Annotated in this window: 15 protein-coding genes; 7 read left to right on the plus strand and 8 right to left on the minus strand. The window is 30.5% G+C overall.

Annotated features, from left to right (window positions below):
* Positions 1 to 2 precede the first annotated feature (2 nt).
* The 6 genes from ABXT45_RS04985 to ABXT45_RS05010 are packed head-to-tail and all read left to right on the plus strand — an operon-like array spanning position 3 to position 5,753.
* Positions 3 to 1,403, plus strand: a complete 1,401-nt coding sequence (locus ABXT45_RS04985) for an ammonium transporter (RefSeq protein ID WP_415277902.1) — start codon at positions 3 to 5, stop codon at positions 1,401 to 1,403.
* Between the two features lie 11 nt (positions 1,404 to 1,414).
* Entirely contained in the window at positions 1,415 to 1,639 is a 225-nt protein-coding gene (locus tag ABXT45_RS04990; RefSeq protein ID WP_415277903.1) for a hypothetical protein, read from the plus strand.
* A gap of 60 nt (positions 1,640 to 1,699) precedes the next feature.
* A complete protein-coding gene (locus ABXT45_RS04995) occupies positions 1,700 to 1,852 on the plus strand; it encodes a hypothetical protein (protein WP_415284997.1) in 153 nt (50 codons plus the stop codon).
* Positions 1,852 to 3,177 carry a type III glutamate--ammonia ligase gene (gene glnT, locus ABXT45_RS05000; RefSeq protein WP_415312999.1) on the plus strand — a complete coding sequence of 442 codons (1,326 nt, stop codon included), beginning with the start codon at positions 1,852 to 1,854 and terminating at the stop codon, positions 3,175 to 3,177. Before ABXT45_RS04995 ends, glnT begins: the two co-directional genes overlap by 1 nt.
* 5 nt (positions 3,178 to 3,182) lie before the next feature.
* Positions 3,183 to 4,325 (plus strand): diaminopropionate ammonia-lyase, encoded by a 1,143-nt coding sequence (locus ABXT45_RS05005; protein ID WP_415313000.1) that lies wholly within the window; start codon positions 3,183 to 3,185, stop codon positions 4,323 to 4,325.
* Between the two features lie 6 nt (positions 4,326 to 4,331).
* A complete protein-coding gene (locus ABXT45_RS05010) occupies positions 4,332 to 5,753 on the plus strand; it encodes a cryptochrome/photolyase family protein (protein ID WP_415313001.1) in 1,422 nt (473 codons plus the stop codon).
* On the opposite strand, the gene ABXT45_RS05015 is transcribed toward ABXT45_RS05010, so the two are convergent.
* The 8 genes from ABXT45_RS05015 to ABXT45_RS05050 are packed head-to-tail and all read right to left on the minus strand — an operon-like array spanning position 5,750 to position 13,205.
* Positions 5,750 to 6,169 (minus strand): secondary thiamine-phosphate synthase enzyme YjbQ, encoded by a 420-nt coding sequence (locus ABXT45_RS05015; protein ID WP_415313002.1) that lies wholly within the window; start codon positions 6,167 to 6,169, stop codon positions 5,750 to 5,752. The two genes, ABXT45_RS05010 and ABXT45_RS05015, sit on opposite strands and share 4 nt — an antisense overlap.
* A complete protein-coding gene (zapE, locus tag ABXT45_RS05020) occupies positions 6,166 to 7,224 on the minus strand; it encodes a cell division protein ZapE (RefSeq protein WP_415313003.1) in 1,059 nt (352 codons plus the stop codon). The genes ABXT45_RS05015 and zapE overlap by 4 nt, the downstream gene beginning before the upstream one ends.
* Complete coding sequence (locus ABXT45_RS05025; RefSeq protein ID WP_415313004.1) at positions 7,221 to 7,649, minus strand: hypothetical protein; 429 nt, start codon at positions 7,647 to 7,649, stop codon at positions 7,221 to 7,223. Before ABXT45_RS05025 ends, zapE begins: the two co-directional genes overlap by 4 nt.
* A 2-nt stretch (positions 7,650 to 7,651) precedes the next feature.
* Complete coding sequence (locus ABXT45_RS05030; RefSeq protein WP_415313005.1) at positions 7,652 to 8,950, minus strand: PQQ-binding-like beta-propeller repeat protein; 1,299 nt, start codon at positions 8,948 to 8,950, stop codon at positions 7,652 to 7,654.
* On the minus strand, positions 8,943 to 9,587 hold the full coding sequence (locus ABXT45_RS05035) for a hypothetical protein (RefSeq protein ID WP_415313006.1): 645 nt from the start codon (positions 9,585 to 9,587) through the stop codon (positions 8,943 to 8,945). The genes ABXT45_RS05030 and ABXT45_RS05035 overlap by 8 nt, the downstream gene beginning before the upstream one ends.
* 2 nt (positions 9,588 to 9,589) lie before the next feature.
* Positions 9,590 to 12,259 carry an aconitate hydratase AcnA gene (gene acnA / locus ABXT45_RS05040; RefSeq protein ID WP_415313007.1) on the minus strand — a complete coding sequence of 890 codons (2,670 nt, stop codon included), beginning with the start codon at positions 12,257 to 12,259 and terminating at the stop codon, positions 9,590 to 9,592.
* Between the two features lie 6 nt (positions 12,260 to 12,265).
* Entirely contained in the window at positions 12,266 to 12,856 is a 591-nt protein-coding gene (locus tag ABXT45_RS05045) for a LysE family translocator (RefSeq protein ID WP_415313008.1), read from the minus strand.
* Between the two features lie 7 nt (positions 12,857 to 12,863).
* Complete coding sequence (locus tag ABXT45_RS05050; protein WP_415313009.1) at positions 12,864 to 13,205, minus strand: tRNA-binding protein; 342 nt, start codon at positions 13,203 to 13,205, stop codon at positions 12,864 to 12,866.
* A gap of 27 nt (positions 13,206 to 13,232) precedes the next feature.
* Here ABXT45_RS05050 and argE point away from each other — a divergent pair, with 27 nt between their 5' ends.
* Positions 13,233 to 14,423: an acetylornithine deacetylase gene (argE, locus tag ABXT45_RS05055; protein ID WP_415313010.1), complete on the plus strand. Its 1,191-nt coding sequence runs from the start codon at positions 13,233 to 13,235 to the stop codon at positions 14,421 to 14,423.
* Positions 14,424 to 14,436: the final 13 nt, after the last annotated feature.

Genomic DNA, 14,436 nt, shown 5'->3' on the forward strand with positions numbered 1-14,436 from the left:
TTATGGATGATCAATTAGGTGCTCTTACAGTTATATTTACAGAATTTTACTACTGGGTAACAGTAGTATTAATGTTCCTGATTCACGTCGGGTTTTGTATGTATGAAGTTGGAGCCTCGCGTTATAAACATCACCAACACACTTTAATGAAAAATACCATGGTAATACCGCTAGTAACGGTAACCTGGTTTTTCTTTGGTTGGTGGATTTACTGGGCATTCCCAACAGGACCGGGGATAGCTCCATCAATAATGAATGAGAGTTCAGCATTAATTACTGACGAAAGTACTTTTAGTGCAAAATGGTATGTAGCAAATACTGAATTTATGGCTGTCAACTTAGGTGACCGTATAAGTGGAGTATTCTGGGCTGCATTCTTACTATTTTCATGGACAGCTGCTTCAATTGTTTCTGGAGCAATCATTGAAAGAATTACAACTTTTGCATTTGGTATTTTAGCAATTGCAATTGGTTCGTGCTTCTGGGTAATTGATGCTGCTTGGGGATGGCACTTTGATGGATGGATGCTTAAAATTTTAGGATATCATGACGCTTACGCATCAGGAGTAATTCACGCAATTGCGGGTGGGTTTGCTTTAGGTGTTCTAATCGTTTTAGGACCTAGAATTGGAAAGTTCTCATCAAGTGGTGAACCAAGAAATATAGGACCAAGAAACCCATGGCTAGTTACAGTTGGATTATTTTTAATCTATACTGGTTTCTGGGGATTTTATGCGGCATGTAATATACCGATATTTGATCTTGGACCTGAGTATGGAATGGAAGGTGTAACGTACTGGACAGCAACAAATATATATGTAACCCCAACCACACTGAGTGGAATAACCTATAACTTCCTGATGTCATTATCGGGTGGATTATTGGCTGGATACGTGGTCGCTAAAGGTGATCCCTTCTGGACTTACTCAAGTGGACTGGCTGGTATCATTTGTGCATCTGCAGGTAATGATTTGTATCACCCGATACAAGCAATGCTTATTGGTGCGATCGGTGTTGTTATAGCATACAAAATGCATTACTGGGTTGAACGTAAGTTCAAAATTGATGATGCAGTTGGTGCAGTAGCAGTACATGGTTATGCAGGTGTTGTTGGTCTTATAATTTGTGGATTTGTTTTAAATGGTTACCCAGCATCTGGATATAATGTTGGAGCTATGTGGGACGGATCAACTTATGCATCAATCAATCCACTGGGACAATTTCTTGGAGCAATTATAATGTTCGGAGTTCTTGGAATGCTACCAGGCTACGTTATTGCTAGAATACTAAGCGCTTTTGGTAAATTAAGAATACCGCGTGAAGTTGAAATAGCAGGACTAGACTATGAAATAATGGAGGACGATAGAGAAGCTGAAAAAGCGGTCGCCTCTTCAACTAGGTAAAGGAGAAAAATATGGCTACAGTTACAAACTGGATAGATCATTTAAGTGCAAAAGAGGTTGTCGGAGCGGTTTATCCGGGGGCTGGATCCACTGAAACTTTACTAGTTATTCTTGGTGTAGTTTTTTGGATTGGCTGGCATGTTTTGACTGCTAGATCTGAGAGTGAAAAACTCTCAAGATTGGCTAGAAAAAGACATGGTGCTAATGATCATAAAAGCAATATTACCGACTGGTAATATAAAATAAACTTTGGGCACTACATAATTGTGGTGCCCTTTTTTATATAGAAATTCAATATGACTGAAAATAATAACGAGGATCAAAGACCAAGCAAAATGATTGGTGTAGTTTTTCCAAAAGCAAAGTATGGGGTTATTACAGCTATAATAATTATTATTGGTGGAAATTTAATCTATTACAAGGAAGCTATTTTTTCTTTTTTAAGATAATGGCAAAAAATTTATCTAAAATTGCTAAAGTAAAAAAGATTAAATACTTTTTAATTAGCTTTGTAGATTTATTTGGTATCTTGAGATCAAAATTAGTCCCAACCGAAGCAATTGGAGAAATGCAAAAAAATGGTGCTGGCTTTGCTGGCTTTGCAACATGGTTGGATATGTCACCTGCTGATACAGACATGTTTGCTATTCCAGATCCAGATAGTTTAATTCAATTACCTTGGAATAAAGAAGTTGGTTGGCTTGCATCAGATTTATGGATGGGTGGGAAACCTGTAAAAGCATCCCCAAGGGTTATGCTTAAAGAGCAAATAGCTAAATTGAATAAAAAAGAATTACAAATGAAATCTGGGGTAGAGTGTGAATATTTTTTGATTTCTCAAGATGGTTCAAGTATTGCAGATCTACGAGATACTCAATCAAAACCTTGTTATGATCAATCAGCATTAATGCGAAGGTATGATTTAATTAAAGAAATTTGTGATGCTATGATTCAAATGGGGTGGCATCCATATCAAAATGACCATGAGGATGCTAATGGACAGTTTGAAATGAATTGGGATTATGATGATTGTTTAATTACAGCAGATAGACATGTCTTCTTTAAATATATGGTAAAATCTTTAGCAGAAAAACATGGGCTTAGAGCAACATTTATGCCAAAACCTTTTAGTAATTTAACTGGGAATGGTTGTCATGCTCATGTTTCTCTTTGGAATAATGACAAGAATAAATTTTTAGATACCAGTGATAAACTTGGTATAAGTAAACTTGCTTATAATTTCTTAGGGGGTGTAATGAATTTAGCCCAACCACTTGCTGCATTTTTTAACCCAACAGTTAATAGCTACAGGAGAATAAATGCACCACCAACAAAATCTGGTGCAACATGGTCACCAAGTAGTATTTCTTATACAGGAAATAACAGAACACACATGATTAGAGTGCCAGATGCAGGTCGATTTGAGTTAAGATTAATGGACGGTTCATCTAACCCCTACTTACTTCAAGCTGGTATTATTGCTGCAGGACTTCACGGTTTAAATAATAAGATTAACCCTGGTGAAGCATTAACTTGCAATATGTACACTGATTACAAAAATTACCCAAATTTAAAAAAATTACCTAATGAAATTGAGGATGCTTTAAATTTTCTTCAAAATAGCAAAGAACTTAAGGAAGCATTTGGAGATGATGTTATAACAAGTTATATAAAATTAAAAAATATGGAAATTAAAGATTTTAACAAAAAAGAAAAATTTGATAAGAAAAGCTCAGTAACTCACTGGGAAAAAAATAGCACTCTTGATTGTTAATAAAAATGAAATCAATCCTTCAGAAAGACCTTTGGTCCATTACATCTTTTTTAGAAAATAAAGAGTATAATTTTAATAAAGAAAATATACTCACTCAATTACCAGAAAAATTTATAGATGAAGCGATATTTGCTATATCTAGTTGGGATAACTACGCTCCTACTCCACTAATTAAATTAAACAAATTAAACGATGAATTAAAATTTAAAAATATTTACTACAAGGACGAAGATAAAAGATTTGAACTTAAGTCATTTAAAGCATTAGGTGGGGCCTTTGCTGTTTACAAAATTGCAAGTGAAAAAAAGAATATAACAGTTTCGACGGCTACAGCAGGAAATCATGGAAGATCAGTTGCTTGGGGAGCACAAAGATTAGGTTTAAAATGTAAAATATTTATAAGTGAATTTGTTAGCGAGTTTAGAGCTGAAGCTATGCGGAATCTGGATGCTGAGGTTATTAGAGTTAAAGGTAATTACGATAATTCATTGAAGGAATGCATCAAGCAATCTAATGCAAATAATTGGGAAATTGTACAAGATGTGTCTTGGGAAGGTTACAAAGAAGTACCAAAATTGATTATGGCTGGGTACACAATAATGGTTAAAGAAATTTTAGATGAAATAAACTCAAATTCAATATCACACGTATTTCTTCAAGCAGGTGTTGGGGGAATGGCAGCGGCAATGATTGCTGGCTTTGCAAAATTATCTAAAAATATCCCAAAGTTTATTACTGTTGAGCCAGAAAATGCAGACTGTGTGCTTCAAAGTATTAAAAATAATAAGCCCACAACTGTTGATATAAAAAAAGAAACAATAATGGGTGGAATGTCTTGTGGAGATGTTTCAAGTATTGCCTGGGAAATTTTAAAAAATTCTACTAACTACTGCTTAACCATACCTGATGAAGCAATCTCAACTACTGTTGCAATGCTAGCAGAAAAACATTTATCTGATGAAAAAATAATAGCAGGTGAATGTGCTGTGCCAGGTATAATTGCGTTAATAGGCTCATTTAACAATAAGGAATACTTAGATAAGTTAGAGTTAAATGAACAATCAAATGTACTTTTATTTGGTTGTGAGGGTTTAACAGATAATGCAATGTATCAAAAACTACTAAGCGATGGATTGCAAAAAATCTAAGTAAATATGACAAAAAAAGCCATTGTTTGGATAAGAGAAGATTTTAGAATTGAAGATAATGAAGCTCTAGCTATTGCAACTCAAAATCATGAGTTTGTAAGTGCTCTCTATATTTATAACCCAAAAAATTTTGATAAAAAAAGAGAGGCTCAAAAATGGTGGATCTCTAAAGCTTTGGAAAATTTTAACCTAGATCTAAAAAAATTAAATATCACATTGGAAGTTCAATTAGGTGATGAACTAGAGGTATTGTCAAATTTAAAGAAGAAAGATGATGTTACTGTTTATTGGAGTAAAGTATATGAACCAGATGTAATTAATAAAGGTAAAAAAATAAGAGATCAATTCATTAAAAATGAAATTCAATATAAATATTTTAAAGGAAATATTCTTGTAGAGTTTCAGGAAATGACCAAAGATGACGGTACACCTTATAAAGTATTCACTCCTTTTTGGAAAAAGACTGAACAACTTTACATCTCAAAAATACCTTCTAAATTTATAAAAGTTAAATCAAAAGTAAAAAAAATAAACATATTTAAAAAATCAATTTCTATAAAAGAAATTTTACCTAAGAAAGATTGGCATAAAAAGTTTGAGAAGTACTGGATACCATCTGAACAAGAAGCTAAAAAATATTTACAAGAATTAATAAATAATAGAATTGAGGACTACGGTGAAGCACGAGATATTCCAGGTGTTAATGGAACCTCAAAGTTATCTCCTTTCTTAAAATTTGGACAAATACATGTGGAGACAATTTGGAAGAAATGCCAAGATATTAAAATTAAAAAAATGGGATATAGAAAGTATATTAATGAATTAGGATGGAGAGAGTTTTCTCATAGTTTAATTAATTACTTCCCACAAATGCTAAAAGGCAACCTTAGAAAAGATTTTGATAATTTTCCTTGGGTTAAAAATGAGAAGTTTCTTAAAGCTTGGAAGAAAGGTATGACAGGATATCCCATCGTTGATGCTGGAATGAGAGAACTATATGAAACAGGATGGATGCACAATAGAGTAAGAATGATTGTTGCTTCTTTTCTTGTAAAGCATTTAAGAATTCATTGGAACGAGGGTGAAAAACATTTTAAAAATTGTTTGGTTGATTATAATGAAGCTAGTAACGTTGCTCAATGGCAATGGGTTGCGGGCTGTGGTGCTGATGCAGCTCCCTATTTCAGAATATTTAACCCTATTCTTCAAGGTGAAAAATTTGACAAAGATGGAATTTATACAAAAAAATGGGTTCCAGAACTTAAAAACATGCCTAATAAATTTTTATATAAACCATGGGAACTAGAAAGCAAATACCAAGAGCAGATTAAAGTTATTGTAGGTGCAGATTATCCAAAACCAATTGTAGACCATGCTGAAGCAAGAAATGCAGCATTAGAAGCTTTTAAAACAATTAAGAAAAGCTAATCACCTAAATAATGAAGAACAATCAATCTTTTTTGTTTCTCAATTCTATGCTCAAAAAGATATAACCCCTGCCAAGTTCCAAGTAATAACTCATAGTTTTTAACACTCAAAGAGATTTGATTATTAGTTAACGAGGACTTAATGTGTGCAGGCATGTCGTCTTTCCCTTCTGCTGTATGGATATAAAGAGAATTATCCATTGGCACGAGCTTATTAAAAAAATTTATTAAGTCAGTTTGAACATCTGGGTCAGCATTCTCCTGAATTATTAATGAAGCACTAGTGTGTTGAATGCTTATATTGATAATTCCATAATTAAACTCATTATCACTAACCCATTGATTTACTTGGTTGGTAAATTCATAAAGACTTTGACCATTTGTATTCAACTCTAAATTAAAAAATTCTTGTCTCATATCTTGTTATATTTGATAGATGTTAATTCATATAATCGACTAATAGTTCTTTTAAATATTTTTTTTAAATCCTCTGAGGAACTTAATAAATCTAATTGCAATTGAGATGATATCATTAGAGGTATATTTTTTTCATAAAGAATATCAATTAGTGTAATAAATCTTTGTTGTTGATTAGAATTATCAATATTAAAGATAGGAATATTTTCTATAACAATAAAGTTACACACTTCAGCTATTTTTATATAATCCTCTGCTCCAATATTTTTAGAACATAATTCTTTAAAATCAAAACGTGCTATTCCATTAAAATAATTTTTAATAATAAATTTTCTACTTTTGATAATTAAGGTCATTTCTTTGTTAGGAAGATTTTTTGTTATTTTTCTAAAAAACTTGTTAAGTTTAAAATTTATTGTTTCATTTAATGGAAAAAAATATCTTTCATTTTTATTTTTCAAAGATTTTCTATAATCTTCTTCGATAATTAACTTTGCTTGAAAACATCTATCTTTCATTATTTTAATAAAGGGAAGAAATTGATCTCGTTGCAATCCATCTTTGTAAAGATCATTTAATTTAGCATTTGATGTAAATAAAACTTTTATATTTTCATCAAATATTTTTTTGAACAGGCTACCCAAAATCATAGCGTCTACAATGTTGGTAACCTGAAACTCATCAAAATAAATTAACTTAGATTTACTTTTTAATTTTTTAACAAATTTATCTATAATATTTTCTTGGTTATTTTCTTTATTTTTAAAAACAAAATCATGAAAACTAATCATAAACTCATTAAAGTGAAATCTTTTTTTAGTTTTATCAAAATTATTATAAAAAAAATTCAATATCATAGTTTTACCCACACCTACATCACCCTGTAAATAAAATCCTGTTTTAGAATTCTGTTTAGTAAATATTTTTTTTAAAAGTGATTTATTGAAGTTCTGATTGTAAAATAAATTCAGCTCTTCTATTAAGTCTAGTTGATTGGGATTAATTTCTAAATTATTTTTTTTACAATAATTTAGAAATGATTTATTTAAATTCATTTTTTTGTTTTAAAATCCATACCATACTCTGACCTCGGCCCTTTTCTTAATCCGAAGGGTCCAGATATAAACAATGTAAGAGGTTTTGTTCCTAGTTTAAGATCAACTCTATGCAAATTGTTTGCTGACCTAAAACCAATATATCCAGCTGGTCGCCAAAATCTTCCAGAACTTAATGTTTCCCAATAACCATCCCTTAATATAATAGTTATATATGGAAATGTATGGTTATGAACACCTTCCCCATGATCATCAGCTAACATTTCATGTAATAGAATATTAAATGGAAACCATTTTGGTCTATGTCTTAATAAGACATAATATCTATTCATCCAAGGTTTGGCTTCATTAAATTTGGGGTGAGAGGGTCCTCGATCTAAAACAACTTTTTTTCTTCCTAATTTATCAAGTAACCTAAGAAGCATTACTAATTAAATTTAATAATAGAACCATTGCTTATTAAAAAAAGATTATTTTCATTTATAAAGGGCTGTAAAATTTTGCCTCCTGAGATTTTTACTACATTCAAGATATTACCTTCGTTACTATTTACAATAATTAATTTTCCATCACTATTAGTTAAGTATATTTTATTCAAAGCTATAAAAAAACCTGTTGGTTTTATCTGTTTTCTTTTTTTATCTTTATAATCTTTATATAAATCATTAATTCTAATTATATTTCCTGATTTTTTATCAACTACATATAAATATCCTTTTTCAGATATAGTTATTACAAGGTTGCCAATAATTACAGGTTTAAGGTCTGAACTAATTTCAGTTATCCAATTAACTAAACCTGTTGTAGTATCAATAGAGTAAAATTCATTTTTATTATTAGAAAAGAATATTGTATTTTCATTGATCACCAATTCTGAATTTGATAATTGAAATGCATTTTGACTAATATTGTTATTTCGTGTGGGTAATTGCCAAACAAGTTGGCCAGATTTCATATCTACAGCTGTGATATCCCCAATTGAATTATTAAAATAAATAATTTTTTTTTCAAGGGCAATTGATATCTTGGTATTTGATTTTGTTAAAGATTCTTCGGTTTTTAAATTCCATATTTCTGATCCATCTTTTATTGATATTGATCTTAGAATATTTTTATAATCTACCACATAAAAAACATCATCTTTTATTTTGATGTTAGAGTTAAAGGGAACTATGTTTGTTTTTGTCCATAATAGCTCACCTGTATCAATATTAATTGCATAATATTTTGCCACATTATCTGTTACAATTAATATATTATTTTTTAATGCAAAATTTAATCTTGGCTTAATTTTTTTTTCACTTTTATTGTAAAAATTATTTTTCCATAGAGTTTTTTGGTTTTCATCGTAAAGGGTTATTTCACCCTTATTGTCATAAAAAACTAAATTTTTATTATAAAATAAAGGGCTAGGACTTATAAAATCAAAATCATTAAATTTAGAAAAATTATATTTTCCAATTTTTTCCAAGATACCCTCATAAGCTAGCTCTCCCATGTCATTTTGATTATTCAAACTATTTTGATTAAACTTTCCATTGGATATTTTAACGTAAAGATTTGAATTAAATTCTTCTTCCAATCTTACTTGTTTAGTTAAAATAGTTTTGGTATTTTCAATTTGTTTTTGATCTTTGTTATCTTTATCCCAAAAACCTACTTTTTTACTTGCTGAACAGTTGTTTAAGATTAAGAGGATTAAGACTGATAATAGTGTTTTATTCACCAAGATCTCTATTTAGTCTCTTTTGTGACTCAACTTTAATTGTGCTGCTAGCATTAGGTAAAACTAAAATTTGGTTAAAAAACTCTTTAGCTTTTTGTTTTTCATCTTTTGAGTAAAAAAATTCTGCAAGTAAGTATAATGCGTGGGATTTCCAAATACTTTCAGAATTAATCACTGGACTAAGTATTTTTAATAATTCATTTTCACTTGCAAAGTCTGAATTAAATAATGCTTTTTTATATATAATTAAATTCTTGATTTCATTTTCAAGGTTTGTTTTTTCTATCAATTCATTAAATAAGGTATTTATCTCTTCATTGTTTTCTAATAAATTATTGTCTAACAGATGATATAAAGCCAATGGAGAGTATGTTGCGTCATTACTTTTTACAACATTGACCATTTCGTTAATTGTTTTTTGTTTATTATCCGGATTAAGATCAATTAAAGCTAAGTTATATTGATTTGCTAATTTAATTTTGGTTCTTTCTTTAGATTTTTCAAATGAAAGATACCCAATTATAATTACTAATATTATTGAGACAGTTATTATAAGTTTTTTTTTATTATTTATAAAAAAATTCCTTATTCTTTCATTTCTTGTGTTAGAATCGATGATTGTAATTTCTTCGTCCATTTTTATATCATATTCCTTAATACATATTGAAGTATTCCACCATTTTTATAATACTCTAATTCGTTTTTAGTGTCTATTCTACATAGAGTTTTAATTTTTTTAATATCTCCAGAGGCATATTTTATTTCAACCTGAACATGATCTGATGCATTGATACCCTCTTCTATTTGAAGAACGGTTATTAACTCTGATCCAATTAATTTTAAGTTTACCCTATCGTTTCCTTCAGTAAATTGAAGTGGTAAAACGCCCATTCCAATTAAATTAGATCTATGAATTCTTTCAAAGCTTTCTGCTATTACAACTTTTACACCTAATAACTTTGTTCCTTTGGCAGCCCAATCTCTTGACGATCCTGTTCCATATTCTTTTCCACCTATAACAGCAAGGTCTGTTCCTCTTTTTTTATATTCCTCTACAGCATTATAAACTGGCATTACTTTTTCTTCTGGGTAAAGCTTTGTAAACCCACCCTCTGTTCCTGGCGCCATTTCATTTCTTATTCTAATATTTGCAAAAGTTCCCCTCATCATTACTTCATGATTGCCTCTTCTTGATCCATAAGAGTTATAATCTGATGGAAGTATTTGATGTTCCATAAAATACTCACCTGTTGGGCTTTCTTTTTGAATATTTCCTGCTGGAGAAATATGATCAGTTGTAACCATGTCTCCTAAAATCAAAAGTGGTCTTGCATCTTTAATTGGCTTAAATCCCTCTGGTTGATCTGGTAAATTTTCAAAGAATGGTGGTTTCTTTACATAAGTTGAACCTGAATCCCAATTGTAAATACTTGTATTTTCAGTTTTAATTTCTTGCCACTGCTTAGGGCCCTCTGAAATATTTGAATACCTTTTAACAAACATCTCTGCGTTAAGTGACTCCCTTAATGTGTCTTCAATTTCTTTATTTGATGGCCAAATATCTTTTAAAAATATATCCTTACCATCTTTGCTTTTTCCTAGAGGTTCCTTGTATAAATCAAACTCCATATGACCAGCAAGTGCATAAGCTACTACAAGTGGCGGTGAAGCTAAATAATTAGCTTTTATATGTGGAGATATTCTTCCTTCAAAATTTCTATTTCCTGATAAAACTGATACAGCGTAGATGTTTTCCTTGTCTATGGCTTTAACAATTTCTTCCGGTAAAGGTCCTGAGTTTCCTATACAAGTTGTGCAACCATACCCAACCAAATTAAAACCAAGTTTATCTAAAAATACATTTAGTCCTGCTTTTGCTAAATAGTCGGTAACCACTTGTGAGCCTGGCGCTAATGATGTTTTTACCCACGGCTTAGTTTGTAAACCAAGTTCAACTGCTTTTTTTGCTAATAATCCAGCTCCAATTAATACATTTGGATTAGATGTATTAGTACATGAGGTGATAGCTGCAATTAATATTGAACCATCTTTAATTTCATAATCTGTCCCTGATACTTTTGAAACACGTTGCTCTTTTCTACTAGTAGCATCCTCAAAAACTTTTTTAAATCCAGTGGATGCATCTGTTAATAAAACTTTATCCTGAGGTCTCTTAGGTCCTGAAATAGTTGGAACAACTGTAGACATGTCTAATGATAAAGTATCTGTAAATTCAACTTGATCATTAGCCCACAAACCTTGCTCTTTTGCATACTTCTCAACTATATTAACTGTATTCTCATCTCTTCCTGAAAATCTTAAGTATTTTAATGTCTCTTCATCAATTGGAAAGAAGCCACATGTTGCTCCATATTCTGGTGCCATATTCGCAATTGTTGCTCTATCAGCAAGAGTTAAATTTTTTAAACCTTCTCCATAAAATTCAACAAATTTTCCAACAACCCCTTTATCTCTTAACATTTTTACAACTGTTAAAACTAAATCTGTTGCAGTAGTGCCTTCTGGCATTTTATTGGTTACTTCAAATCCAATTACTTCAGGAATGAGCATTGAAATTGGTTGGCCTAACATTCCAGCTTCAGCTTCAATTCCACCAACACCCCATCCAAGAACAGATAATCCATTAACCATGGTAGTATGACTATCAGTACCAACTAACGTGTCAGGAAATAAATAGTCCTCATTTTGAAATTTTTCACACCATACTACTTTTGATAAATATTCTAAATTAACTTGGTGACAAATCCCTGTTCCAGGAGGCACAATTCTAAAGTTATTAAATGCTTGTTGACCCCATTTTAAAAAAGAATATCTCTCACCATTTCTTTTAAATTCAATATCAACATTTTTTTCAAATGAATCTTTATTTGCTGATTTATCTACTTGAACTGAATGATCAATCACAAGGTCAACTGCAGAAAGTGGGTTGATTGTATTTGGATCTTTATTTTTTTCTTTAACAGCCTCTCTCATAGCCGCAAGATCAGCAACTGCTGGTATTCCAGTATAATCCTGCAATAAAACTCTAGCCGGTCTATAAGCTATTTCAGTTAATGATTTTTTTGTCTTCAACCATTCCTTAATTGCTTCTATTTGGCTTTTGGTAACAGATAAATCATCTTCATATCTTAATAAATTTTCTAATAAAACTTTAAGAGATTTTGGAAGTTTTGAAATTCCATCCAAACCATTTTTTTCTGCTTCTGATAAGGAGTAATATTTGTACTCAGCATCATTTATACTGATAGATTTTAATGAATTATATGAATTTTTATTTCCTGGTTTCATTTAGTTTTAGATATAGAACCCTATTATACAAACGATAAGTAGCAATGACATAGCATAATTAAATCGTTTAATAAAATTATTATTTGTAGCAAATTTCCTTAAAAACTTACCTAAAAATGTCCACGAAGTGATACTTAAAAATGCTGTCACACTACAAACTATAATTACCCAAATAGAGTGATTCAAGTAGTTTTCCCCTTGTTCTACAAAATTTGAACTCAATGTAATTCCAGCCATTACTCCTTTTGGATTTATAAATTGAAAGATAAATTTATCAAAAAACTTTACTGGATTTTCTGTTTTCCCATCTGAAGAAATTTTTGAAAATGAAATTTTATAAGCTAGATAAATTAAAAAAATTGTTCCAAGAACTCTGATAATTTCCTGAATGATTGGGTAATTTTTGAAAGTTGATATTAAAACAAAATTAATTAATATAATTAAAGTTGTATAACCAAAGCCAACTCCTAAAATTAATGGTAAAGTTTTTCTGATACCAAAATTAAAACCTGAATATGCAGCAACAGCATTATTTGGTCCTGGTGTAAATCCCAATGATAGAGAAATTCCTATTAATAATAATAATTCTGGATGCATAAAAAAATTAAGCTATTGGAAGACCGTTTTCAGATTCTTGAGATGGATGAACTAATATAACTTTTCCCTCTTTATCAATTGAACCTAAGATAAGAACCTGTGAAACTATTCCTGCAATATTTTTCTCAGGAAAATTACAAATTCCCACAACTTGTTTTCCTTTTAAATTTTCCTCATTATAATAATGGGTAATTTGTGCTGAAGACTGCTTAATTCCAATTTCTTTACCAAAATCTACTTCAATAACTAAAGAAGGTTTACGCGCTTTTTCATTTTTTTTTACAGATATTACAGTTCCAACTCTAACATCTACTTTATCAAAGTCATCATAGGTAATTTGTTCTTTCATATATTTAATATATAATGGTTGATAATTATGAGTACAGAAAATAATTCAGAGCTATTGTATGATAATTCAGTTCAAATTTTAAAGGACTTAATAGCTTTTAAAACTATTTCAGGAGAAGATAATAGCTCATTAATTGATTATTGTGATGATATCTTAAAAAAGTTAGGTGCTACTTCTTTTAGAACTTATGATGATGAAAAAAAAAGAGTAAATTTATTTGCTACACTAAAAGCTAAAAATTCAAATAATAAGAAGCCAATTATTTTATCAGGTCACACTGATGTTGTTCCTGTGTCAAAGGGTTGGAGTTCTGATCCTTTTACTGCAACTATTAAAGGTGATAAATTATATGGGAGAGGTTCTTGTGACATGAAAGGTTTTATTGCTTGTGCTTTAGCTTATGCACCTGTTTATTCTAAATCAAATTTAGATAGAGACATTCATTTTTCATTTACATTCGATGAAGAAACGGCATGTCAGGGTGCACCTATACTAATAAAGGAATTAAAAAAAAGAGATATTAAGGATGGTATTTGTATTATTGGTGAACCAACTAATATGAAAATTATTGATGCTCATAAGGGATGTTATGAATACACAACATATTTTAAAGGTTTAGCGGGACATAGTTCGGCACCTCATAAAGGTGTAAGTGCTGTTGAATATGCATCACGATATGTAAATAAATTAATTGAACTTAGAGAGAAACTTAAAAGTAGAGCACCTAAAGACTCTATTTTTGACCCACCTCACTCTACCCTTTCTATTGGTGGTGTGTTTGGTGGTATTGCTCACAATGTAATAGCAGACAAATGTCATGTTAATTGGGAAACACGACCAGTTGTTAAAGAAGATGGTGTATTTCTAAATCAAGAAATTGATAAGTATGCAAATGAAGTGTTATTACCTGAAATGAAAAAGGTTTTTCCTAATGCCTCAATTGAAAAAGATATTATTGGTGAAATAGTTGGGTTTGATAGAGAAGATAAGTCAGAAGCTTGTGAATTAATTTCAAGTTTGACAGGTGATAATTCTAGACAAGTTGTTTCATTTGGAACTGAGGCGGGCTTATTTCAAGAAATTGGTATTAGTACAGTGGTCTGTGGTCCGGGATCAATTGATCAAGCTCATAAAATTGATGAGTTCATTGTTTTAAATGAATTAAAAAAATGTTTAAACTTGCTTGATGGCATCAAGGTAGAGTCTGTTTCAAATTAATAAATTGTTAAAC

Origin of the sequence: Candidatus Pelagibacter sp. Uisw_106 (assembly GCF_047724975.1) — a bacterium.
Taxonomy (GTDB): Bacteria; Pseudomonadota; Alphaproteobacteria; order Pelagibacterales; family Pelagibacteraceae; genus Pelagibacter.